Raw genomic sequence first — 21,473 nt, forward strand, 5'->3', positions numbered from 1 at the left:
CGGACGCTCTGTCACCTGAGGGTCCACATAGTGACTATCAGTTGACCGGTCGGAAACGCCATGGTCTACTCCGATTCGTGACCGACACCTGTGTGCGCCTGTGGCGGAGGGTCCATATGGACCTCGTCCGCTATGCGGGCTGCGTGTGTCGTCCGTCCTTCTGACCTCGCCGAATTCCCCCGCGCGCGCCATGTCCTTACGGCAGCGCGCCCCCGCGCGAACCATCAGGACGGTGCCCGTTGTCTCTCTCCCCCTCCGCCCCCGCTCCCGCCCCTTCTCTTGCCCCCACCCAGGCCGACCTGCTCGACTTCGCCCGTCGTGCGGCCGCCGACGCGCAGCTGATCGCCTCGCTCCCCCTGGACCCCGAAGGGCGCACCTGGGTACGCCTCCAGGGCCCCGGCGGCAGCGAGGCCTGGCTGATCGGCTGGCCCCCGGGAACCGGCACCGGATGGCACGACCACGCCGACTCGGTCGGCGCCTTCGTCACCGCTTCGGGCGAACTCACGGAGAACTCTCTCGCGGCCCGGCTGCCCTGCGACGGCTGGAAGACCCTGGAGCTCACCGAGGGGGTGGACCGGGAGCGGCGGCTGCCTGCCGGAACGGGGCGCGCCTTCGGGCAGCACCATGTGCACGAGGTACTCAACGAGTCCACGGGGCACCACGCGATCTCTGTCCACGCCTATTACCCGCCCCTGCCGCAGATCCGCCGCTACAGTCGCACGGGTCAGATCTTGCGTCTGGAGCAGGTCGAACGCCCGGAGGACTGGCAGTGACTTCCGTACCCGAAGCTCCCGTGGCCATCGACGACTTGCTGGAACGGGTCCGCGAGAGCCTCGACCGCGTGGTGGCGGCCGATGCGTACGAGGCCGCGCGGACCGGTGAGGTCCTGCTCGTGGACATCCGGTACGCCGCTCTGCGCGACCGGGACGGGCTGATCCCGGGCGCCCTCGTCGTCGAGCGCAACGAACTGGAGTGGCGTCTCGATCCGCAGGGCAGTCACCGCGCCTCCGAGGCCACGAGCCATGACCTGCGGGTGGTCGTGGTCTGCAACGAGGGCTACGCGTCGAGCCTGGCCGCCGCGTCCCTGCGCCAACTGGGCCTGCACCGCGCCACGGATCTGGTGGGCGGCTTCCAGGCCTGGAAGGCGGCGGGGCTGCCGGTCACGGCGTAGACCGCGCCCCCACCCGCGGCGCTTCCGGCCGCACCTGCCGAATTCCCCCGGGGCCAGGGGGAGTCACGGCCGCGGCCGCTCGGGTTCAGAGCCCGGCGTCGTCCTCCAGCCCCTGCGTGTCCTCCCCCTCGTCCTCCAGCGCCTGGCGGACCACACGCAGCGCCATGCCTTCGGAGTAACCCTTGCGGGCGAGCATGCCCGCGAGGCGGCGCAGGCGCTTGTCACGGTCGAGGCCACGGGTCCCGCGCAGCTTGCGGGCGACGAGTTCCCGGGCGGTGGCCTCCTCCTGCTCGCTGTCGAGCCGGCCCACCGCTTCGTCGATCAGCGCGGAGTCCACGCCCTTCGTCCGCAGCTCCTGCGCGAGCGCCCGGCGGGCCAGACCCCGGCCGTGATGCCGGGACTCCACCCAGGCGTCCGCGAAGGCACTGTCGTCGATCAGGCCGACGTCCTCGAACCGGGACAGGACCTCGTCCGCCACGTCCTCGGGGACCTCCCGCTTGCGCAAGGCGTCCGCAAGCTGCTTCCTCGTGCGCGGGGCCCCGGTGAGCAGGCGCAGACAGATAGCCCGCGCCCGCTCAGCCGGGTCCCCCGGGGGCTCCCCCTCCTCGGCCCTCGACGAGAAGGAGGGACCTCCGTCCTGTGGGTCGCCGGCCAGTTCCCCGAAACCGCGCCGCCGCCCTCGCCCGCGTCCCTCGCGCGCACGGCCGTCACCGCGCGCAGCGCCCTCGCCGAACGCATCCGCGTCATCGCGCAGCTCGCCGTAGGCCGTGTCACCGCTCCCGATCGACCCTCCGCCGTCCCGGTTCCCCCTGCCCTGCGGGGCGACGGGCGGGGCGTCCTCGGCCCAGTCGGTTCGTCGTGTCACGGGCTAGCTCTTGGCCGCCGGGGCCTTGGCCGTCTTGGCCGCCTTGGCCGCAGGGGCGGGCACCGACTTGGCGGCGTCCCCGGCCGCGGGTGCGGGTGCGGGTGCGGCACTCGCGGCGTCCGCGCCCGGCTCGGCTGCGGGCTCCTCGGGACGCACACCGACGCCCAGCTTCTCCTTGATCTTCTTCTCGATCTCGTTGGCCAGGTCGGGGTTGTCCTTCAGGAAGTTGCGCGCGTTCTCCTTGCCCTGGCCGAGCTGGTCGCCCTCGTACGTGTACCAGGCGCCGGCCTTGCGGACGAAGCCGTGCTCGACACCCATGTCGATCAGGCCGCCCTCACGGCTGATGCCCTGTCCGTAGAGGATGTCGAACTCGGCCTGCTTGAAGGGCGGGGCGACCTTGTTCTTCACGACCTTGCAGCGCGTGCGGTTGCCGACCGCCTCCGTGCCGTCCTTCAGGGTCTCGATACGGCGGATGTCGATACGCACCGACGCGTAGAACTTCAGCGCGCGGCCACCGGTCGTGGTCTCCGGGGAGCCGAACATCACGCCGATCTTCTCGCGCAGCTGGTTGATGAAGATCGCCGTGGTCTTCGACTGGTTGAGCGCGCTGGTGATCTTCCGGAGGGCCTGGCTCATCAGGCGGGCCTGCAGACCCACGTGGCTGTCGCCCATCTCGCCCTCGATCTCCGCGCGCGGGACGAGCGCGGCGACGGAGTCGATGACGATGAGGTCGAGCGCGCCGGAGCGGACGAGCATGTCCACGATCTCCAGCGCCTGTTCGCCGTTGTCCGGCTGGGAGAGGATCAGGTTGTCGATGTCGACGCCCAGCTTGCGCGCGTACTCGGGGTCGAGGGCGTGCTCGGCGTCCACGAAGGCGACCTGGCCGCCGGCCTTCTGCGCGTTGGCCACCGCGTGCAGGGTCAGGGTCGTCTTACCGGAGGACTCCGGTCCGTAGATCTCCACCACTCGGCCGCGCGGCAGGCCGCCGACGCCAAGAGCCACGTCGAGCGCGGTCGACCCGGTCGGGATGACCTCGATGGGCTCCCTCGACCGCTCGCCCATGCGCATGACGGCGCCCTTGCCGAATTGCCGTTCAATCTGTGCGAGCGCGGCGTCGAGAGCCTTCTCGCGGTCGGTAGCTGCCATGGGTTCCACCCGGTTTGCTTGAGTCGATCGCTTCACGTCAAAGACGCTAACGCCTGCCACTGACAATGCGCCCCGACGCCCGTCCTGCCTGTGGACAACTTGGGCACTTCTCCCGGAAAACCGAGTCGAAATCCCCATCCAGAGGCTCACCGGCGCCTCCATGAGAATGGATGTTCGATTTTTGTGTCAAGCGCACCACCCCGCACCGCGGGCCCGCGTTCGCGTACCGGCGGCGCCGGTTCACGGCCGCTCGGACGCCCCGCCCGAGCCCTACTTCAGCGGGCGTACGAGAGGTGACTCCGGCCGTACGACGACCCCGTCACCCCCCGCCTCCAGGCTGATTCCCATGGACCGCCAAGGAATCCCCGCCCCCGCCGCCGTCGGTGCGGCCCGGCAGACCGGCACCGCCGCCACCGGAAGCCGGTCCCGCACCCCGGGGCGCCCCCGCCGCACGCCCGAACGTATTTGCTACACGACGGGCGCAGTCCTCGTCCTGTCCGGTCTGGCCCACCTGCTGGTGTTCGCCGTCGACGGCGGCCCGTGGGACGGCCCCGTCTCCTGGCGCAAGCCCATCACCTTCGGGCTCTCCTTCGGTCTGACACTCGCCGCGGTCACCTGGGTGACGTCGTATCTGACCGTCGTAGCGCGGCTCCGCACCGTTCTGCTCGTCGTGTTCGCCGCCGACTGCGTCGTGGAGGTAGCCGGGATCACCCTCCAGGCATGGCGCCACGTGCCGTCGCACCTCAACACCGAGACACCCTTCGACACGGTGGTCGCGATGACCCTCGCGGTCGGCGGCGGCGTCCTGGTCGTGGTGCTGTCGGCGTTCGCGGCCACCGCCTTCCGGCACCGGCCGGACGGCCCCGTGGGCATGGCGCCCGCGGTGCGCTCCGGGTTCGCGATCATGATCGTCGCGCTGCTCTCGGGAGCCGTGATGATCACCCGCGAGGTCGTGCTCTCCCGCACCGGGCACCAGCAGGCGGCCTACCACTCCACCGCGCCGCTCAAGCCGCTGCACGCGGTGAGCCTGCACGCCGTGCTGGTGCTCCCCGCCCTGGCCTGGTCGCTGTCCCGCACGGCGTGGCGCGATGCCACGAAACAGCGCATCGTGCGCGCGGCGGTCGGCGGCTACGCGGCCGCCGTGCTCGGCGCGGCGGTCTGGGCGGCACTCACCTGGTGAGCCCCCGGGGCCGGGTGACGCTCGCCCGGTGAGTCCACGCCGCGCAGGAGCCTCAGGAGGGCGCCTGTCCGCCCAGCAGCCGCCGCACTCGCGCGGAGAGACTGCCCGATCCCGATCCCCGCGTCCGGTGCCCCTGGACACGGGGATCGTCCGTGACGTCGTACCGCTTCACATACGCCCCGAGGAAGGCCTGGAGCGTGGCGACCGCCGGGATGGAGATCAGGGCTCCGACGGCGCCGAGGAGCGCGGTGCCGGCGATGACGGACCCGAAGGCGACCGCCGGGTGGATGTCCACGGACCGCGCGGTCAGCTTGGGCTGGAGCATGTAGTTCTCGAACTGCTGGTAGACCACGACGAAGATCAACACCCACAGTGCGTACCAGGGGTCCACGGTGAAGGCGATCAGCATCGGCAGGGCGCCCGCGAGGTAGGTGCCGATGGTGGGGATGAACTGCGAGACCAGACCGACCCAGACGGCGAGCACGGGCGCGTACGGGATGCCCAGCGCCTCCAGCAGGATGTAGTGCGCGATGCCCGAGATCAGCGCCATCAGACCGCGCGAGTAGAGGTAGCCGCCCGTCTTGTCGACGGCGATCTCCCAGGCGCGCAGCACCTCGGCCTGCCGGGCGGGCGGCAGCACCGAGCACAGTGCGCGCCGCAGCCTGGGCCCGTCGGCCGCGAAGTAGAACGAGAACAGCGTGACCGTCAGCAGCTGGAAGAGGCCACCCAGGACCTGTGCCGAGACATCCAGGACGCCGGTGGCGCTGTTCTGGACGTACTTCTTGAGCCAGTCGGAGTGGACCAGGCTGTCCTGCACGTCCACGCGTCTGAGGTGGGAGTGGAACGTCGAGTTGATCCAGTTGATGACGGAGTCGAGGTAGCCCGGAAAGCCCTCGACCATCTTGACGATCTGGCCGGCGAGCATCGAGCCGAGCAGCGTGACGAATCCGGCCACCGCGATCGCCAGGCCCAGGAACACCAGGAAGGTGGCCAGTCCCCGGCGCATTCGGCGGGAGGCCATCCAGCTCACCGCGGGCTCTATGGCGAGTGCCAGGAAGAACGCGATGAGTATGTTGATCAACAGGCCGGTGAGCTGGTGGAACGCCCAGCTGCCGAGCTGGAACACGGCGACCAGGGCGAGGGCCAGCACCATGGCGCGCGGCAGCCAGCGGGGCATACGTGCGCCCGGCACGGCGGCGTCGCCGGCCGGGGGCCGGGCGGGCGATGTCGTGCCGAGCGGCGATTCCTGATGGGGTACCTGGGCGGTCTCGTCTGTCGGGGCCACGGAGCCAGTCTCGCCCACCGCGCCGGCAAACGGGGACTTGCGGCGGATCTTCGTGTCCCTTCAGCGCTTCTCGTGCGGAACGCTCATGGCCGTGCACACGGCTCGCCACACGTCCTTGGCCTCCCAGCCGGCGTCCAGCGCCTCGTGCACGGTGCGCCCGCCGAGCTCCGACATCACATGATCGCGTGCGAAGGTGTCGGCGTACGCCTCACCGAAGTGATCCGCCATCCGTCGCCAGAAGACCGTCAACCGCATGACTCGAGTATCCCGCCCCTGAGAGTGGGCCCGGGTCGTGACCCCTTGCCGAGACCGCTTTCCGCCCTACGGTCTGAGCCATGGCCGAAACCGGAGTATCCCCACTCCCCCCGACGCCCCCGGCGCGCACCCAGCTGTCCCGCGCCGAGCACTTCGTCTGGCTCACCGCGCGCGTACTGGAGCAGCGCCGCTTCGCCTACCACTTCCTCGGCGGCGCCGCCGACCCGGTGGAGACCGCCCTGACCGCGTACCGCAATGAGGACGAGGGGTACGGTCACGCCCTCGAACCCGATCTGCGCGGCCCCGTCAGCCAGCCCCTGCACACCGCGCACGCGCTGCGTGTGCTGGACTCCATCGGGCGCTGCGGCGGGCAGCGGGTGGAGCGCGTGTGCCGGTACCTGACCGCCGTCTCCACGACGGACGGCGCCCTGCCCGCGGTCCATCCCGGCCAGCGCGGCTATCCGGCCGCCCCCTTCGTGCCCATCGTCGACGCGCCGCCGAGCGACCTGCTCGCCACCGGTCCCGTGGTGGGCCTGCTGCACCGCAACGAGGTGTGGCACGCGTGGCTGTTCCGGGCGACCGACTTCTGCTGGGACGCGATCGAGTCCCTGGAGAAGTCGCATCCGTACGAGGTCCAGGCGGCGGTGGCGTTCCTGGACTCGGCGCCCGACCGCTCGCGCGCGGAGGCGGCCGCCGACCGGCTGGGCCGACTGGTGCGCGAACAGCTGCTCGCGGTGCTCGATCCGGAGCGTCCGGAGGCCTACCCGGTCGCGCCCAGATACGCGCCGGGCGAGTACCACTTTCCCTACGACTTCGCGCGCACGCCTGACTCCCTCGCGCGCGCGTGGTTCACCGACGAGGAGATGACACGCGCCCTGGACTTCCTCTCGGCCGACCAGCAGGAGGACGGCGGCTGGCCGGTCCGCTGGCGGCAGTGGGCACCGGGCAGCGCACTGGAGTGGCGTCCTGTCGTGACGATCGAGGCGTTGCGGACGCTGCGGGCCCACGGACGCTTCATCGGCTGACGGCTTCCGGGTCCGGCGGCGCGCCGCCCCCTGGACCCACGCGTCCCGGTACGCGCGCCGCCGACATGTGCGCGAGCGCTGTCCCCCGTACGCCTGCCGCCTGGGCGCGCGAGCGCCGCTATGGCGCGCGTGCCGGCCGCCCGGCCGCTCAGCCCGCGATCGCCCGCACCCCCGCCGTCACGATGACGGCCGCCGCGACGACGAGCAGGAAGGGGGCGCGCAGGAGCAACGCGAGGGCGGCCGCGGCCAGCCCCGCCGCCCGTGCGTCCAAGACGAGGTCACGGCCGTCGGCGAAGGTCTGCTGCGCCGTGAGGGCGGCCAGCAGGGCCACGGGGAGCAGGGCCGCGAGTCGCCGCACCAGCGGCCGCTCCAGGAATCCCGCGGGCACAAGAAGACCGATGAGCTTGACCGCATAGCAGCCCACCGCGGTCACACCGATCGCGATCCAGACGTTCAACGGTCTCCCCCCTGTGGGTGCGGTACGTCGTCGGCGGTCGCCGCCTCGGGCCCGCCCGGGCCGCGGCGCCGCCCCTGCACCCAGAGGACGGCCGGGGCCGCCAGCGCCGCCACCAGGACGGGTACGCCTGCGGGCAGCACCGGCAGCAGTCCGAGTCCCAGCACCACGGCGGCACCCGCCACGGCGCGCTCCGTGGCGGTGCTCAGCATCGGCGCGAGCAGCGCCAGGAAGACCGCGGGTCCGGCGGCGTCCAGACCCCACGCGTCCGTGTCCCCGATGGCCCGCGCGCCCACGGCCCCGAGAAGCGTGGTCAGGTTCCACAGGACGTAGAGGGTGAGCCCGGTGACGGTGAAGCCGATGCGGATGCTCCGGCGCGTCGGCTGGGCGAGCGCGACCGCGGTGGTCTCGTCGATCACCCACTGGGCGGCCAGCGGCCGCACCGCGCGAGGGAGGGCGAGCAACTGCGACAGCCGCAGCCCGTAGAACGCGTTGCGCACACCCAGGAAGAAGGCGCCCGCGGCCGCCGTGAACGGGTTGCCCCCGGCGGCGAGGGCGCCCACGAGGGCGAACTGCGAGGCGCCGGTGAACACCAGGAGACTGAGCGCGCACGTCTGCAGCAGCGTCAGCCCGCTGCCGGCCGAGGTCACTCCGAAGGCGAAGCCGGACAGCCCTACGGCGACCCCGACGCCGAGGGCGTCCCTGACGACGGCGACGTCCGGTTTTCCGCCGTCCTCCCCGTGTATGTCCGCGAGTGCGGTCTGTTCTGCCACGGCGGGGACGTTACGGGCAGGCCGTCCCGGACGTCTTGTACGTTCTTGCGCCCCGGGGGACGCGGGCCCTCGCCCGTTCGCTCGCGTTGATAGGCCCCGGGCGGGACGCCGACGATACGGGTGAAGTGGCGGTTGAGGTGCGGCTGATCGGTGAAGCCCACGGTGACGGCGGCCTCGGCGGGTGCCACGCCGGCGTCCAGGAGGCGCCGGGCCCGGCGGACCCGGGCGTCGGTCAGCCAGGTGTGCGGCGGCATGCCGAACGTGTCACGGAAGGCGCGCAGCAGCGCGAAAGAGCTGGTGCCGAGGTCGGCCGCGAGCTGTTCCAGGGTCGGCGGCTCGGCCATCCGCTCCTCGAGCACGGCACGCGCGCGTGCGGCGGCGCGGGCGCCCGCGGTGCGCACGGCGCGCTGCGGCAGCGGCCCACCGTTGAGCCGCAGCAGCCGGGTCACGGCGACCCGCAGCAGGGTGTCGGCGGCGAGTGCGTTGCCCTCGTCGGCGGCCCGGAGCACCTCGTGGACCAGGCCGACGGTGTACGGGTCCTCGAGCACCGGGCTCGCGAAGCCGGGAGTGCCGCGGATGGCCGTGGTCTCGGCGGCGATCTCGGCCACCAGATCCGGCGACGGGTAGACGGCCCCGTACCGCCAGCCCTCGGGTGCGCCGGCCCGGCCCGTGTGCGGGGTGTCCGGGTTGACCAGGGCCAGGGCGCCGGGGCCCGCGTACTGGTCCGCGCCTCCGTGGTGGAAGATCTCGACTCCGTCCGCGATGGCCGCGATCACGAAGTTCTCGTGCGTGTGCCGTACGAAGGTCTTACGGATGTAGCGGGCACGCAGCAGGTCGACTCCGGGCAACTCCTCGTACTGCCAGTGCCGCGCCCGCTCCCCGGAACCTGCCATGGAGCCATTCTGCGGCACGTCCCGGACCACACCCCTCGCCCTCTCGTCCCGAGGTTGCACAGGCCGGACGGGATTGTCAGTGGACGGGTGCAGGATTGACAGCATGCCCAGTCCCGCACACCGAGCTCTCGACGGCTTCTCCCCCGCGACCCGCGGCTGGTTCACGGGGGCGTTCTCCGCGCCCACCGCCGCCCAGTCCGGGGCGTGGCGTGCCATCGCCGAGGGCTCGGACGTGCTCGTGGTCGCCCCGACCGGTTCCGGCAAGACGCTGGCCGCGTTCCTCGCCGCCCTCGACCAGCTGGCGTCCACGCCGCCGCCCGCCGACCCCAAGAAGCGCTGCCGGGTGCTGTACGTGTCCCCGCTGAAGGCTCTCGCGGTGGACGTGGAGCGGAATCTGCGCAGTCCGCTCACCGGTATCCGCCACGAGTCGGTGCGGCTCGGGCAACCCGAGCCCGAGGTCAAGGTGGGCATCCGCTCCGGTGACACCCCCGCCGCCGAGCGCCGCGCCCTGGCCACGCGTCCGCCCGACATCCTGATCACCACCCCCGAGTCCCTGTTCCTGATGCTGACGTCGGCCACCCGCGACGTGCTCACAGGCGTGGAGACGGTGATCCTGGACGAGGTGCACGCCGTGGCGGGCACCAAGCGGGGCGCGCATCTGGCGCTCTCCCTGGAGCGGCTCGACGAGCTGCTGCCCAGGCCCGCGCGCCGCATCGGCCTGTCCGCCACCGTGCGCCCGGTGGACGAGGTGGCCCGCTTCCTCTCCCCGCGCCGCAAGGTGGAGATCGTCCAGCCCGAGTCCGGCAAGGAGTTCGACCTCTCCGTCGTGGTCCCCGTCGAGGACCTGGGCGAGCTGGGCGGCTCACCGGTCAGCGACGGCGGTGAGGGCAAGGAGCGTCCGTCCATCTGGCCGCATGTCGAGGAACGCATCGCCGACCTGGTCCAGGCCCACCGCTCCACGATCGTGTTCGCCAACTCCCGCCGCCTAGCGGAGCGGCTGTGCAACCGGCTGAACGAGATCGCCTACGAGAGGGCGACCGGCGAGCCGCTGGAGGAGCATCACTCCCCCGCCCAGCTGATGGGCAGCTCGGGCGCGGCCCAGGGCGCGCCCCCGGTGCTCGCCCGCGCCCACCACGGCTCGGTCTCCAAGGAGCAGCGCGCCCTGGTCGAGGAGGACCTGAAGGCGGGACGGCTGCCTGCCGTGGTCGCCACCTCCAGCCTCGAGCTGGGCATCGACATGGGCGCGGTGGACCTGGTCGTCCAGGTCGAGTCGCCGCCGTCCGTGGCCTCCGGGCTGCAGCGCGTGGGCCGCGCCGGACACCAGGTCGGCGCCGTCTCCACCGGCGTGGTCTTCCCCAAGTACCGCGGCGACCTCGTCCAGGCCGCCGTGGTCACCGAGCGGATGCGATCCGGCTCCATCGAGTCGCTGAAGGTCCCGGGGAACCCGCTGGACGTGCTCGCCCAGCAGCTCGTCGCCATGACCTCACTGGACACCTGGCAGTTCGACGACCTGCTCGCGGTGGTCCGGCGGGCGGCCCCCTTCGCCTCGCTCCCCGAGTCGGCGTTCATGGCGGTGCTGGACATGCTCGCGGGCCGTTATCCCTCCGACGCCTTCGCGGAGCTGCGGCCGCGTGTGGTGTGGGACCGGGTCGCGGGCACGATCACCGGCCGTCCGGGTGCCCAGCGCCTCGCCGTCACGTCCGGGGGCACGATCCCGGACCGCGGGCTCTTCGGGGTCTTCCTGGCCGGGGCCGACCCGAAGAAGGGCGGCGGCCGCGTCGGCGAGCTGGACGAGGAGATGGTCTACGAGTCCCGGGTCGGCGACGTGTTCACGCTGGGGACCAGCTCCTGGCGGATCGAGGACATAACGCGCGACCGGGTCCTGGTCTCCCCCGCGCCCGGTGTCCCGGGCCGGCTGCCCTTCTGGAAGGGCGATCAGCTGGGCCGCCCGCTGGAGCTGGGCCGCGCGGTGGGAGCGTTCCTGCGCGAGGTCGGCTCCCTGCCTGAGGAGGACGCCCGGCTGAGGCTGCTGGCCGCGGGCCTGGACGCCTGGGCCGCGGACAACGTGCTGTCGTACCTGAGTGAGCAGCGCGAGGCCTGCGGTCACGTCCCGGACGACCGCACGATCGTCGTCGAACGGTTCCGGGACGAGCTGGGCGACTGGCGGGTCGTGGTGCACTCGCCCTTCGGCGCCCAGGTCCACGCTCCCTGGGCACTCGCGCTGGGCGCCCGGCTGTCCGAGCGGTACGGCATGGACGCCCAGGTCATGCACGCCGACGACGGAATCGTGCTGCGCCTGCCGGACGCCGATCTGATGGGGCTCGACCTGCTCGACCAGGAGCCGGTGAAGGCGGGCACGGAGTACGACGCCGAGCAGGCGCCCGTCGGTGCGGCGGAGGTCGCCTTCGACAAGGGCGAGGTCGACCAGATCGTCACCGACCAGGTCGGCGGCTCGGCACTGTTCGCGTCCCGGTTCCGCGAGTGCGCCGCCCGTGCGCTGCTGCTGCCGCGCCGCAACCCGGGCCGGCGCACGCCGCTGTGGCAGCAGCGCCAGCGCGCGGCCCAACTGCTGCAGGTGGCGAGCGAGTTCGGTTCGTTCCCGATCGTCCTCGAGGCGGTACGCGAGTGCCTCCAGGACGTCTTCGACGTCCCGGGCCTCGTCGAGCTGATGGGCGACATCGAGTCCCGCAAAGTGCGGCTCGTGGAGGTCACCACCCCGGAGCCGTCCCCGTTCGCCCGCTCGCTCCTGTTCGGGTACGTCGCGCAGTTCCTCTACGAGGGGGACTCGCCGCTGGCCGAACGGCGCGCGGCCGCGCTGTCGCTGGACTCCCGGCTGCTGGCCGAGCTGCTGGGCCAGGCGGAGCTGCGCGAGCTGCTCGACGCCGAGGTGCTGACCGAGCTGGAGCGCGAGCTGCAATGGCTGACCGAGGACCGGCGCGTCAAGGACGTCGAGTCGGTTGCGGACGTGCTGCGGCTGCTGGGCCCGCTCACCGACGCCGAACTGAGCGAGCGGGGGGCCGAGCCGCAGTGGGTGGAGGAACTGGCCGCCGCGCGCCGCGCGATCAGGGTCCGTATCTCGGGCACGTACCACTGGGCCGCCATCGAGGACGCGGGCCGGCTGCGCGACGCGCTGGGCACGGCGCTGCCGGTGGGCGTGCCCGAGGCGTTCACCGAGCCGGTGAAGGACCCGCTCGGCGACCTCCTGGCGCGGTACGCGCGCACCCACGGCCCCTTCACATCGGCCACCGCCGCCGCACGGTTCGGTCTCGGGGTGGCCGTGACCGAGGGCGCACTGCAACGGCTCGCGGCGTCCGGCCGGATCGTACAGGGCGAGTTCCATCCGGCGGGCATCGGCCAGGAGTGGTGCGACGCGGCGGTGTTGCGCAGACTGCGGCGCCGCTCCCTGGCGGTGCTGCGGCACGAGCTGGAGCCCGTGCCTCCGGCGGCGCTGGCGCAGTTCCTGCCGCAGTGGCAGCACGTCGGCAGCGGGCACGGACTGCGGGGCGTCGACGGACTGGTGCGGGCGATCGAGCAGTTGCAGGGCGCGTCCGTGCCCGCATCCGCGCTGGAGAAGCTCGTTCTGCCGTCCCGCGTCTCCAACTACACGCCCGGGATGCTGGACGAACTCACGGCCGCCGGCGAGGTGGTGTGGGCCGGCGCGGGCGCGCTGCCCGGCAAGGACGGGTGGATCTCCCTCTACTTGGCGGACGCGGCACCGCTGCTGCTGCCCGCCCCGCACCCCCTGGAGCTGACCGCCCTCCATCAGTCGGTGCTGGACGCCCTTTCGGGCGGCTACGGTCTGTTCTTCCGCCAGATCGCCGACCAGGTCCGCGCCACCACGCACCCGGACGTGACGGATCCCCAACTGGCCGACGCCGTCTGGGACCTGGCCTGGTCGGGGCGGCTGACGAACGACACCCTGGCGCCCATGCGCGCGCTGCTCGGCTCGGGCCGCACCGCGGGGTCCACCGCCCACCGCGCCAAGCGCGCGATGCCCCGCGGCCGGTACGGCTCGCTGACGGCCGCCGCACGTCCCCAGTCTCGTACGGGACCGCCGACCGTGGCGGGCCGCTGGTCCCTGCTGTCCTCCCGCGAGTCCGACGCCACTGTCCGCGCCCACGCCCTGGCCCGGACGCTGCTGGACCGGCACGGCGTGGTGACCCGCGGCGCGGTCGCCGCGGAGGGTGTCGAGGGAGGCTTCTCCGCCGTGTACCGCGTGCTGTCCGCGTTCGAGGAGAGCGGTCAGGCACGGCGCGGCTATGTGGTCGAGGGACTCGGCGCGGCGCAGTTCGCGATGGACGGCGCGGTGGACCGGCTGCGCGCGGTGTCGAACGCACGCGATCGGGGCGAGCCCCTGCCCGGCGCGGGCACGGGGCCCGCTGCGGGGAACGGTTTCGGGCACCCCGCAGACCGCACCCGCCCGTTCGGCCCCGGATCTCCCGGCGCGGGCGACGGCACCTTCGGCGGCTCGGGCGTGGCATTCGGCGCCGGCGACCACGAAGGCCCGCAGGACCCGTTCGACGACGTCTTCGGCGACCCCTTCGCCTCGGACCCGGCTGGGCAGGATCCGTTGTCCGCGCCGGGGTTCGGAGGCCCGCGCTCGGGCTCTCCCGCCATGGGGTCCGGCTCCCCTTCCCCGTACGGACAGTACGGATCGGGTCTGCCGCCCCACCGCACCCGTTCCCACGGCCCGGCCCGGAGCGTGGTCCTGGCGGCCGCCGACCCGGCGAACGCCTACGGTGCCGCGCTCGCCTGGCCCGAGCCGCCGGAGGGCGCGGGGCACAAGCCCGGGCGCAAGGCCGGTTCACTGGTGGTTCTGGTCGACGGTGAGCTGGCGCTGTACATGGAGCGGGGCGGCAAGACCCTGCTGGCATGGCCCGGCGATCCCGAGGCCAAGGCGACGGACGACGCCCGGCTGCGGGCGGCCGCCGAGGCCCTCGGGGCAGCGGCACGCGCCGGTTCGCTGGGCACAGTGACGGTCGAACGGGTCAACGGCGCCTCCGCCTTGTCGTCACCGTTCGGCGTGCTCCTGGAAGGTGCGGGCTTCATCGCCACCCCGCGGGGGCTGCGGATCCGGGCCTGAGCCCGGTTCACCGCGTCCCTGCCGGGCGGCGACCGCGACGTGTCACCCTTGACGCATGCCCGAAGGAGACACGGTCCACCAAGCCGCGAAGCGTCTGCACGCGGCGCTCGCGGGCAAGGTGCTGACCCGCTCCGACCTCCGGGTGCCCAAGTACGCCACAGCTGATCTGACCGGGCGTACGGTCCTGGACGTCACCCCGCGCGGCAAGCACCTGCTCACCCGTATTGAGGGCGGGCTGACGCTGCACTCGCATCTGAAGATGGACGGCGCGTGGAAGATCTACGCGCCGGGCCAGCGCTGGAGCGGCGGGCCCGCCCACCAGATCCGGGCGATCCTCGGCACCGCCGACCGCACCGCCGTCGGCTACCGTCTGCCCGTCCTGGAGCTGCTCCGTACCGCCGACGAGCAGCGCGCCGTGGGCCATCTCGGCCCCGACCTGCTCGGCCCCGACTGGAATGCCGACCGGGCGCTGGAGAACCTGCTGGGCGACCCCGCCCGCCCGCTCGGCGAGGCGCTGCTCGACCAGCGCAACCTCGCCGGCATCGGCAACATCTACAAGAGCGAGCTCTGCTTCCTGCTCCGGGTGACTCCCTGGCTTCCCGTCGGCGCCCTCCCGGCCGAGCACGCCTCTCGCGTCCCCGCCCTCGCCAAGAGGCTCCTGGAGGCCAACCGCGACCGCCCGGCCCGCAACACCACGGGGCGGCGCGAGCAGAACCTCTTCGTCTACGGCCGCGCGCCCCGCCCCTGTCTGCGCTGCGGCACCTCCGTCCGCGTCGCCGACCAGGGCGACGGCTCCCGGGAGCGTCCCACCTACTGGTGCCCGGCCTGCCAGTCGGGCCCGGTGCCTGATCCGTCCCCGATGCGGGCCGAGCCCCGTGGCAGCCGCCCCCGCACCGGCAATTGACGGGCCGTCAGAAATACTCGTACCGTCGCTGTCATGCCCGTCACGGCGTACGACCTCAGCGGACGCACCGCATTCGTCACCGGCGCCGCCAGCGGCATCGGCCGGGCCTCGGCCGTGCTGTTCGCCCAGGCCGGCGCGACCGTGCACTGCGCGGACCGCGACGCGCAGGGGCTGCACGGGACGGCGACCCTGATCAAGGACCTCGGCGGCACGGCCCGCACCCACCTCCTCGACGTGGCCGACCGGGCGCAGCTCAAGCAGGCGGTCGCCGCCTGCGAGCGGCTCGACGTGATGGCGGCCATCGCCGGGATCATGCACAGCGGCCCCGTGCTGGAGACCCGGGACGAGGACCTCGACCGGGTGCTGGCCGTCAACTTCAAGGGCGTGCTGCACGCCTGCCAGGAGGCGGCCCTGCGCATGATCGCCGACGGCACCCGCGGCAGCATCGTCACGATGGCGTCGGGCGCCGTCGACACCGGAGGTCCCGGGCTGCTCTGCTACGGCGCGGCGAAGGCGGCGGTGGTCCAGCTCACGAAGACTCTGGCGACCGAGATCGGGCCGCACGGGATCCGGGTCAACGCGGTGGCCCCTGGATGGACCCGTACGCCGATGACCGACCGGCACGGCGGGACACAGGAGCAGACGGAGGCCTTCATGGCCCACCTGTCGCCGCTCCGCCGGGTCGGCCGACCGGAGGACGTCGCCCACGCGGTCCTGCACCTGGCCTGCGACGCCGCCTCCTTCACCACGGGCCAGATCCTCCGCCCGAACGGCGGAGTGGCCATGCCCTGGTGACCCCTGTGAGGGGATGACGCGCGGAAGAGGCGACCGCCGACCGCTTCCAGAGGTCCCCTGAACACCTCTGGGGGCGGTCCTGCCGGTCCGTCCGCTCCCCGCGCCCCACCCCCTCACCTGGGTTGCGCGCCCCTCCCGCGCGCCCACGCGGTACGCCACCGCCGCCAGGCCCTGGCCCACTGGTCCGACCCGGCCGCCCCCTCGGCCCTGGACTTCGGCACACAGTGCACCGGCAGCAGACTCAGCCCCCATCCGCTGATCGCGACCGCCCCCTCCAGCACCCCCGCGTCGGGTGCCAGCACGAGTCGGAGCACCCCCCACCACCACAGCGCACCCAGCGCCAGCCTCGCCCCCCAGCGAGCTGTGCGCCCCGCCATGGCCTCACCTCCAACCCGAGGAACCAGACCCTAGACGGGGCCCGTCCAGGCCTGGGAGGGCGCACCAGCGGCACACAGGCGCACCGGACCCAGCGCATTCCCCCGGCATCCGTCGCACACGGCGCACGCCGCGCGCAGCCTTCACCCGCCGCCTGCCTCATCCGGCAACGGGGCCTCTGAGTGCCCGGCCCTCACCCGTTCTCCGCCTGGAACATCCAGTGGTGCTTCTCGAGGTCCGCGGTGATGGCGATGAAGAGGTCCTGGCTCACGGGGTCGGCCTCGGCGGTCGACCCCACCCGCTCACGCATGCGCCCGATCACCGAGCCCAGCGCGGACACGAGCGTGCCGACGGCGTCCGTGTCCTTGACCCAGCCCTGCGGCACCGAGCCGATGCCGCTGCCCTGGGCGACCGTCGCGGCACGCCCGTCCGGCGGGACACCGAGGGCCGAGGCCCGCTCCGCCACCGTGTCGGAGTGACGCCGTGCGCTGTCGACCACCTCGTCCAGTTGCAGGTGGATGGAGCGGAAGCGCGGTCCGATCACGTTCCAGTGCACCTGCTTCGCCACAAGGGAGAGGTCCAGGAGATCGACCAGGGCTCCCTGCAGCGCCTCGGAGACCGTCTTGAGGTCAGGGTCGGCCAGCGGGCTCTTCACGACGTACATCGGTGATCCTCCGTGAGCGTTCGTGCGGTCCCGAGCCCCGCTCTTCCACCATGACCGCACCACCCGGCCCCGGCAAACGGGGCCGGCCGCCCACCGGGCCGCCATCACCGCAGGCCCCGCCCCGTCCACGGAAGCACGGAGCTCCCTCGCGCGCCCCCGGAGGACCCGCACGCCAGGGCCCGCTCCGGATCCGGACGCACCAGAGCCCCGGCCGCTCCCCTCCGGTCCTCCCGGAGTGGCCCCGACCGGGGCTCTCGCAGATATCGCCGCCTCACCCGCCCACGCGTGTGAGGATCAGGCGGCGACCACGTCCACTGCCTCGCTGGGCACCTTGATCGTGACCCGTTCCGGTGGGACACCGGCGACAGACACGGAATTCAGCATCGGGCGACGCACCGCTGCGGGCACCGGCTCGGTGGCCGCTGCCGACTGTGCCAGCTCGGCGAGTGCGAGCTCGTCGCTCACTTCCCGCATGAGCTCGGACATCCGTACGTCCAGCGCGTCGCAAATCGCGGAGAGCAGTTCGGAGGACGCCTCCTTCTGCCCCCGCTCCACCTCGGAGAGATAGCCGAGCGAAACTCGGGCGGACGAGGAGACTTCGCGCAGAGTACGGCCCTGGCGCTGGCGCTGCCGACGCAGCACGTCACCCAGCAGGCGACGGAGCAGAATCATCGGTGGCTCCCTCCTCGGACCGCGAAACCGCATCCTTCACGCCCCACCGTACCGCCTTGCGCCGCGGCCGTGCGGGGAGCGCTGTTGTGTTCACTCAGGGCTGCAAACATCAAGTCCCCCCGTTCTGTTCCGTATCCTGTGCCTGCTCATTCCCGGTCTGTTCGCCCGTAAGCTCCTTCAGGAGCAATCCGAGTACGCTCCGTACACTCTCCATACGGATTTCCGCACGGTCACCGTTCAACCGCAGAGACGCGACTTTCCCGCCGCCGAGTTCGCCGGACATCTCCGCCGAGGGCCCGTGCACGGCCACGAAGACGGTGCCGACCGGCTGTCCGTCCTGGGGGTCCGGACCGGCGACACCGGTCGTCGCGAGCCCCCACTCGGCCCCGAGCACTTTCCGCACGCCGGCCGCCATCTGGGCCGCCACCTGCGGATCCACCGCCCCGCGCTCATCCAGGAGAGTGCCGTCGACCCCGAGGACATCACGCTTGAGATCGGTGGCGTACGCGGTCACAGAGCCGCGGAAGACCTTGGACGCGCCGGACACCGCCGTGATCTCCGCGGCCACCAGACCACCGGTCAGCGACTCGGCCACAGCGAGGGTCTCACCCCTCACCGTGAGTAGCCGGAGCACTTCGGCGGCCACGGGGTTCACCGCTCGGCCTCCCCGGCCGCGGCCCGGCGCTCGGCGATTCCGCGCCTGCGCAGCACGATGGCCTGTCTCACATAGTCGAGCCCGGTGACGACGGTCAGCACGATCGCCGCGGCCATCACCCAGAACCGCAGGGTCGCGAGCCACCCGGTGAGCGCCAGGACGTACATTCCGACGGCCACGCCCTGGGTGAGTGTCTTCAGCTTGCCGCCGCGGCTCGCCGGGATCACGCCGTAACGGATCACCAGGAAGCGCAGCAGGGTGATGCCGAGCTCACGGCCGAGAATGACTCCCGTCACCCACCACGGCAGGTCGCCCAGACCGGACAGGCAGATCAGCGCCGCGCCCATGATCGCCTTGTCCGCGATCGGATCGGCGATCTTCCCGAAGTCGGTGACGAGGTTGTACGTCCGCGCCAGATGTCCGTCGAACAGGTCGGTGATCATGGCGATGGCGAACGCCGCCCAGGCGAGGGAGCGCCACGCCGGGTCGTACCCGCCGCCCGCCAGCATCAGCGCGACGAAGCCCGGGACAAGGAACAGACGCAGCATCGTCAGGAGGTTGGCGACGTTCCAGACGCTGGCCTGGTTGACCACGACGGCCGTCAGCTTGACGCCCCGCGCCGACCGTGCGCCCTCCTTGGCAGCGTCCGCGTCCGTGCCGCGGGCCGGCAGCCCGGACGGCCCTTTGGCCGCTTCGTCGCCGGACATGGCCGCGGTACCAGGGCCGCCCGGCGCGGTGACCGCCCGGCGCCCACCGGAGGAGCCGCCCGCCGCGGATGCCGGGATTCCCGTCATCTGCCCTCCTCAGGACAGCCGAGCGAGCCCTCGAGCGGCTCGGCCACCAAGTCGACACCTTCCGTACCGACCACCTTCGCCTCGACCATACGGCCCGCCCGCAGGCCCTCGCTCCTCGTGAACAGCACCTGGCCGTCCGTCTCCGGAGCCTGGTGCGCGGCGCGGCCGCAGGCGCCCTCCTCCTCGTCCACCGACTCCACGAGCACGTGCACGGTCTCGCCGAGGCGCTCCTCGGCGCGCTGGGACACCAGCTCCTCGGCCAGGCGGGAGACATGGGCGAGCCGCTCGGCGACGACGTCCTGGTCGAGCTTGCCGTCGTAGGTCGCGGCCTCCGTGCCCTCCTCGTCGGAGTAGCCGAAGACACCGATCGCGTCCAGCCGCGCACCGTTCAGGAAGCGCTCCAGCTCGGCCAGATCGGACTCGCTCTCGCCGGGGAAGCCCACGATGAAGTTGGAGCGCACGCCGGCCTGCGGCGCCTTGCTCCTGATGGTGTCCAGCAGCTCCAGGAAGCCGTCGGTGTCGCCGAAGCGCCGCATCGCCCGCAGGACGTCGGGCGCGGAGTGCTGGAAGGACAGGTCGAAGTAGGGCACGACCTTGGGGGTGGAGGTGAGCACGTCGATGAGGCCCGGCCGCATCTCGGCGGGCTGGAGGTAGCTGACGCGAACACGCTCGATGCCGTCGACCTCGGCGAGCTCGGGCAGCAGCGACTCCAGGAGGCGGATGTCACCGAGGTCCTTGCCGTAGGAGGTGTTGTTCTCGGAGACCAGCATGATCTCCTTCACGCCCTGTTCGGCCAGCCACCGTGTCTCGTTCAGCACGTCGCTGGGACGGCGCGAGATAAAGGACCCGCGGAACGAGGGGATGGCGCAGAAGGAGCAGCGCCGGTCGCAGCCGGAGGCGAGCTTCACCGAGGCGACCGGAGAGCCGTCCAGGCGGCGCCGCAGCGGCGCACGGGGACCCGAGGCGGGGGCGACACCCTCCGGAAGGTCGGCCGGACCGTGCCCCGGGAGCGCGACCGAGGAGGCCGACTCCTGTCGCTCCGCCGGGCTGATCGGCAGCAGCTTGCGCCGGTCGCGGGGGGTGTGCGAGGCGTGGATGCCGCCGTTCAGAATGGTCTGGAGGCGGTCCGAGATGTCCGCGTAGTCGTCGAAGCCGAGCACGCCGTCGGCCTCCGGCAGGGCCTCGGCGAGCTCCTTGCCGTACCGCTCGGCCATGCAGCCCACCGCCACGACGGCCTGGGTTCTGCCGTGACCCTTGAGGTCGTTGGCCTCCAGCAGGGCGTCGACGGAGTCCTTCTTCGCGGCTTCCACGAAGCCACAGGTGTTCACGACGGCGACGTCGGCGTCCTCGGCGTCTTCCACGAGCTGCCAGCCGTCCGCCTCCAAACGGCCTGCGAGCTCCTCCGAGTCCACCTCGTTACGGGCGCAGCCAAGGGTGACGAGTGCGACGGTACGGCGTTCAGGCATGGGCTCTAGACTACTTCGTCCCGCTGACAGCCCACGTCGACGGGGTTGGCCGATCTTGGCCAACCCCGTCGTGTGCGTACCCCTGGGCATCCCGTGTGCGCCTGATCGGGGCGCTCAGCGGCCGTCCGTCAGCCGCTGACGGGGTCGCCCTTCGTGTAGGTCAGGCGCTCGACCTGGCCGGGCTGGAAGTTGTCCTGGATCTGCTTGCCATTGACGTACAGCTGAACGGCGCCCGCATCACCGAGGACGAGGTCGATCTTCTCCTGGTCCTGGAAGGTCTGCGAGTCGCCCTTCTGGAGCAGTCCGTCGAACAGGGTCCGGCCGCTGTGGTCCTTGGCGGAGATCCAGCTGCGTCCGTCGGTGGCGCTCACCCGGACCGTCACCTTGTCCCGCGGCGCGGCGGCGATGGCGCTGTCGGACGGCGCGGGCTTCTGCTCGGCCGACTTGCTGCTCTTGGGCGTGGGCGAGGCGGGCTTGCCGGTGGTCGGCGTGGAGCCCTCGGCGACCTGCGTCTTGCCACTGTCGTCGCCGCCGGTGCCGTTGACCACCGTGAACGCGACGAAGCCGATCACCGCGACGATCGCCGCGACCATGGCCGCGGTCCAGTTCGGCCCGCGCCGCTCGGGCCGGATGCGTTCCGCGTCGAAGAGCGGGCTCGCGGGGGTCGGGGCGGGCGTTCCGCCGTGCTCGGCGGCGAACTGCTCCAGCAGGGGAGCCGGGTCGAGGTGCACCTCGCGGGCGAGGGTGCGAATGTGACCCCGCGCGTAGACGTCGCCGCCGCAGGGGCCGAAATTGTCCTGTTCGATCGCTTGCACGATGGCGGCACGGACGCGGGTGGCGTTGCTGACGTCGTCGACGGTCAGCCCGGCCGCGATGCGCGCCTCTTGCAGGGCCCGGCCGATCGAAGGGCGCTCCGACGCGGTGGCGTCTTCGCGGTCGTCTTCGAACGGACGTGCGTCTTCAGGGGAGTTGCCGTCAGAGGAGTTGCCGATGGACACGGGGGCGCCTTTCGAGCGTT

General features: G+C 72.3%; 22 protein-coding genes. 8 read left to right on the forward strand and 14 right to left on the reverse strand.

The features are described 5' to 3' along the window. Positions 1 to 92: 92 nt before the first annotated feature. From ACQEXA_RS17575 to ACQEXA_RS17585, 3 genes are all read left to right on the forward strand, one after another. Positions 93 to 164, forward strand: a complete 72-nt coding sequence (locus tag ACQEXA_RS17575) for a putative leader peptide (RefSeq protein WP_318658241.1) — start codon at positions 93 to 95, stop codon at positions 162 to 164. A gap of 75 nt (positions 165 to 239) precedes the next feature. Further along, complete coding sequence (locus ACQEXA_RS17580; protein ID WP_432933383.1) at positions 240 to 773, forward strand: cysteine dioxygenase; 534 nt, start codon at positions 240 to 242, stop codon at positions 771 to 773. Then, a complete protein-coding gene (locus ACQEXA_RS17585) occupies positions 770 to 1,171 on the forward strand; it encodes a rhodanese-like domain-containing protein (protein WP_432933381.1) in 402 nt (133 codons plus the stop codon). The genes ACQEXA_RS17580 and ACQEXA_RS17585 overlap by 4 nt, the downstream gene beginning before the upstream one ends. Before the next feature lie 85 nt (positions 1,172 to 1,256). On the opposite strand, the gene recX is transcribed toward ACQEXA_RS17585, so the two are convergent. Next, positions 1,257 to 2,036, reverse strand: coding sequence for a recombination regulator RecX (recX, locus tag ACQEXA_RS17590; RefSeq protein WP_432933379.1), 780 nt, complete (start codon positions 2,034 to 2,036; stop codon positions 1,257 to 1,259). Between the two features lie 3 nt (positions 2,037 to 2,039). After that, a complete protein-coding gene (gene recA / locus ACQEXA_RS17595) occupies positions 2,040 to 3,182 on the reverse strand; it encodes a recombinase RecA (RefSeq protein ID WP_432933377.1) in 1,143 nt (380 codons plus the stop codon). Positions 3,183 to 3,528: 346 nt separating this feature from the next. Here recA and ACQEXA_RS17600 point away from each other — a divergent pair, with 346 nt between their 5' ends. Then, positions 3,529 to 4,362: a hypothetical protein gene (locus tag ACQEXA_RS17600; RefSeq protein WP_432933375.1), complete on the forward strand. Its 834-nt coding sequence runs from the start codon at positions 3,529 to 3,531 to the stop codon at positions 4,360 to 4,362. A 52-nt stretch (positions 4,363 to 4,414) separates the two neighbouring features. Here ACQEXA_RS17600 and ACQEXA_RS17605 read toward each other — a convergent pair whose 3' ends face one another. Together ACQEXA_RS17605 and ACQEXA_RS17610 are read right to left on the reverse strand one after the other, a co-directional pair. Continuing rightward, on the reverse strand, positions 4,415 to 5,647 hold the full coding sequence (locus ACQEXA_RS17605) for an AI-2E family transporter (protein ID WP_432933374.1): 1,233 nt from the start codon (positions 5,645 to 5,647) through the stop codon (positions 4,415 to 4,417). A 60-nt stretch (positions 5,648 to 5,707) separates the two neighbouring features. Next, positions 5,708 to 5,902 (reverse strand): DUF3046 domain-containing protein, encoded by a 195-nt coding sequence (locus ACQEXA_RS17610; RefSeq protein ID WP_432933372.1) that lies wholly within the window; start codon positions 5,900 to 5,902, stop codon positions 5,708 to 5,710. Between the two features lie 80 nt (positions 5,903 to 5,982). Here ACQEXA_RS17610 and ACQEXA_RS17615 point away from each other — a divergent pair, with 80 nt between their 5' ends. Then, the gene (locus ACQEXA_RS17615) at positions 5,983 to 6,927 is read left to right on the forward strand and encodes a hypothetical protein (RefSeq protein ID WP_432933370.1); all 945 of its coding nucleotides are present in this window, start codon (positions 5,983 to 5,985) and stop codon (positions 6,925 to 6,927) included. A 148-nt stretch (positions 6,928 to 7,075) separates the two neighbouring features. Here the strand turns inward: ACQEXA_RS17615 and ACQEXA_RS17620 are convergent, their stop codons facing one another. Genes ACQEXA_RS17620 through ACQEXA_RS17630 form a run of 3 tightly spaced genes read right to left on the reverse strand, consistent with a single transcriptional unit; the run spans position 7,076 to position 9,047 of the window. Continuing rightward, positions 7,076 to 7,384: an AzlD domain-containing protein gene (locus ACQEXA_RS17620; RefSeq protein ID WP_359397966.1), complete on the reverse strand. Its 309-nt coding sequence runs from the start codon at positions 7,382 to 7,384 to the stop codon at positions 7,076 to 7,078. Next, entirely contained in the window at positions 7,381 to 8,154 is a 774-nt protein-coding gene (locus ACQEXA_RS17625) for an AzlC family ABC transporter permease (protein WP_432933368.1), read from the reverse strand. The genes ACQEXA_RS17620 and ACQEXA_RS17625 overlap by 4 nt, the downstream gene beginning before the upstream one ends. Next, positions 8,055 to 9,047: an AraC family ligand binding domain-containing protein gene (locus ACQEXA_RS17630; protein WP_432933366.1), complete on the reverse strand. Its 993-nt coding sequence runs from the start codon at positions 9,045 to 9,047 to the stop codon at positions 8,055 to 8,057. The genes ACQEXA_RS17625 and ACQEXA_RS17630 overlap by 100 nt, the downstream gene beginning before the upstream one ends. Before the next feature lie 103 nt (positions 9,048 to 9,150). Here ACQEXA_RS17630 and ACQEXA_RS17635 point away from each other — a divergent pair, with 103 nt between their 5' ends. From ACQEXA_RS17635 to ACQEXA_RS17645, 3 genes are read left to right on the forward strand one after another with little or no spacing between them, the layout of a single operon-like run. Next, positions 9,151 to 14,130: an ATP-dependent helicase gene (locus tag ACQEXA_RS17635; protein WP_432933364.1), complete on the forward strand. Its 4,980-nt coding sequence runs from the start codon at positions 9,151 to 9,153 to the stop codon at positions 14,128 to 14,130. Positions 14,131 to 14,185: 55 nt separating this feature from the next. Next, positions 14,186 to 15,034 (forward strand): Fpg/Nei family DNA glycosylase, encoded by an 849-nt coding sequence (locus ACQEXA_RS17640; protein ID WP_432933362.1) that lies wholly within the window; start codon positions 14,186 to 14,188, stop codon positions 15,032 to 15,034. 33 nt (positions 15,035 to 15,067) lie between these two features. Next, positions 15,068 to 15,829: an SDR family NAD(P)-dependent oxidoreductase gene (locus ACQEXA_RS17645; protein WP_432933360.1), complete on the forward strand. Its 762-nt coding sequence runs from the start codon at positions 15,068 to 15,070 to the stop codon at positions 15,827 to 15,829. Between the two features lie 113 nt (positions 15,830 to 15,942). Here the strand turns inward: ACQEXA_RS17645 and ACQEXA_RS17650 are convergent, their stop codons facing one another. The 7 genes from ACQEXA_RS17650 to ACQEXA_RS17680 form a co-directional block, all read right to left on the reverse strand. After that, the gene (locus ACQEXA_RS17650; protein WP_432933358.1) at positions 15,943 to 16,206 is read right to left on the reverse strand and encodes a hypothetical protein; all 264 of its coding nucleotides are present in this window, start codon (positions 16,204 to 16,206) and stop codon (positions 15,943 to 15,945) included. A 191-nt stretch (positions 16,207 to 16,397) separates the two neighbouring features. Further along, a complete protein-coding gene (locus tag ACQEXA_RS17655) occupies positions 16,398 to 16,868 on the reverse strand; it encodes a Dps family protein (RefSeq protein WP_359397978.1) in 471 nt (156 codons plus the stop codon). Positions 16,869 to 17,162: 294 nt separating this feature from the next. Beyond that, positions 17,163 to 17,540 carry a helix-turn-helix domain-containing protein gene (locus ACQEXA_RS17660; protein WP_432933356.1) on the reverse strand — a complete coding sequence of 126 codons (378 nt, stop codon included), beginning with the start codon at positions 17,538 to 17,540 and terminating at the stop codon, positions 17,163 to 17,165. 109 nt (positions 17,541 to 17,649) lie between these two features. Then, on the reverse strand, positions 17,650 to 18,195 hold the full coding sequence (locus ACQEXA_RS17665; protein ID WP_432933354.1) for a CinA family protein: 546 nt from the start codon (positions 18,193 to 18,195) through the stop codon (positions 17,650 to 17,652). Then, on the reverse strand, positions 18,192 to 18,989 hold the full coding sequence (pgsA, locus tag ACQEXA_RS17670; RefSeq protein ID WP_432933352.1) for a CDP-diacylglycerol--glycerol-3-phosphate 3-phosphatidyltransferase: 798 nt from the start codon (positions 18,987 to 18,989) through the stop codon (positions 18,192 to 18,194). Before pgsA ends, ACQEXA_RS17665 begins: the two co-directional genes overlap by 4 nt. Beyond that, positions 18,986 to 20,455: a 30S ribosomal protein S12 methylthiotransferase RimO gene (gene rimO / locus ACQEXA_RS17675; protein ID WP_432933350.1), complete on the reverse strand. Its 1,470-nt coding sequence runs from the start codon at positions 20,453 to 20,455 to the stop codon at positions 18,986 to 18,988. Before rimO ends, pgsA begins: the two co-directional genes overlap by 4 nt. A 128-nt stretch (positions 20,456 to 20,583) precedes the next feature. Continuing rightward, positions 20,584 to 21,453: a helix-turn-helix domain-containing protein gene (locus tag ACQEXA_RS17680; protein WP_432933348.1), complete on the reverse strand. Its 870-nt coding sequence runs from the start codon at positions 21,451 to 21,453 to the stop codon at positions 20,584 to 20,586. Between the last annotated feature and the right edge of the window lie 20 nt (positions 21,454 to 21,473).

The sequence above is a fragment of the Streptomyces sp. CA-106110 genome, from assembly GCF_050936285.1.
GTDB lineage: Bacteria > Actinomycetota > Actinomycetes > Streptomycetales > Streptomycetaceae > Streptomyces.

Excerpts from the sequence above, each read along its gene's own strand:
- recA (WP_432933377.1), bottom strand. The coding sequence starts at position 3,182 with ATGGCAGCTACCGACCGCGAGAAGGCTCTCGACGCCGCGCTCGCACAG.
- ACQEXA_RS17600 (WP_432933375.1), top strand. The coding sequence starts at position 3,529 with ATGGACCGCCAAGGAATCCCCGCCCCCGCCGCCGTCGGTGCGGCCCGG.
- ACQEXA_RS17610 (WP_432933372.1), bottom strand. The coding sequence starts at position 5,902 with ATGCGGTTGACGGTCTTCTGGCGACGGATGGCGGATCACTTCGGTGAG.
- ACQEXA_RS17615 (WP_432933370.1), top strand. The coding sequence starts at position 5,983 with ATGGCCGAAACCGGAGTATCCCCACTCCCCCCGACGCCCCCGGCGCGC.
- ACQEXA_RS17630 (WP_432933366.1), bottom strand. The coding sequence starts at position 9,047 with ATGGCAGGTTCCGGGGAGCGGGCGCGGCACTGGCAGTACGAGGAGTTG.
- ACQEXA_RS17635 (WP_432933364.1), top strand. The coding sequence starts at position 9,151 with ATGCCCAGTCCCGCACACCGAGCTCTCGACGGCTTCTCCCCCGCGACC.
- ACQEXA_RS17640 (WP_432933362.1), top strand. The coding sequence starts at position 14,186 with ATGCCCGAAGGAGACACGGTCCACCAAGCCGCGAAGCGTCTGCACGCG.
- ACQEXA_RS17645 (WP_432933360.1), top strand. The coding sequence starts at position 15,068 with ATGCCCGTCACGGCGTACGACCTCAGCGGACGCACCGCATTCGTCACC.
- ACQEXA_RS17650 (WP_432933358.1), bottom strand. The coding sequence starts at position 16,206 with ATGGCGGGGCGCACAGCTCGCTGGGGGGCGAGGCTGGCGCTGGGTGCG.
- ACQEXA_RS17655 (WP_359397978.1), bottom strand. The coding sequence starts at position 16,868 with ATGTACGTCGTGAAGAGCCCGCTGGCCGACCCTGACCTCAAGACGGTC.
- ACQEXA_RS17660 (WP_432933356.1), bottom strand. The coding sequence starts at position 17,540 with ATGATTCTGCTCCGTCGCCTGCTGGGTGACGTGCTGCGTCGGCAGCGC.
- pgsA (WP_432933352.1), bottom strand. The coding sequence starts at position 18,989 with ATGACGGGAATCCCGGCATCCGCGGCGGGCGGCTCCTCCGGTGGGCGC.
- rimO (WP_432933350.1), bottom strand. The coding sequence starts at position 20,455 with ATGCCTGAACGCCGTACCGTCGCACTCGTCACCCTTGGCTGCGCCCGT.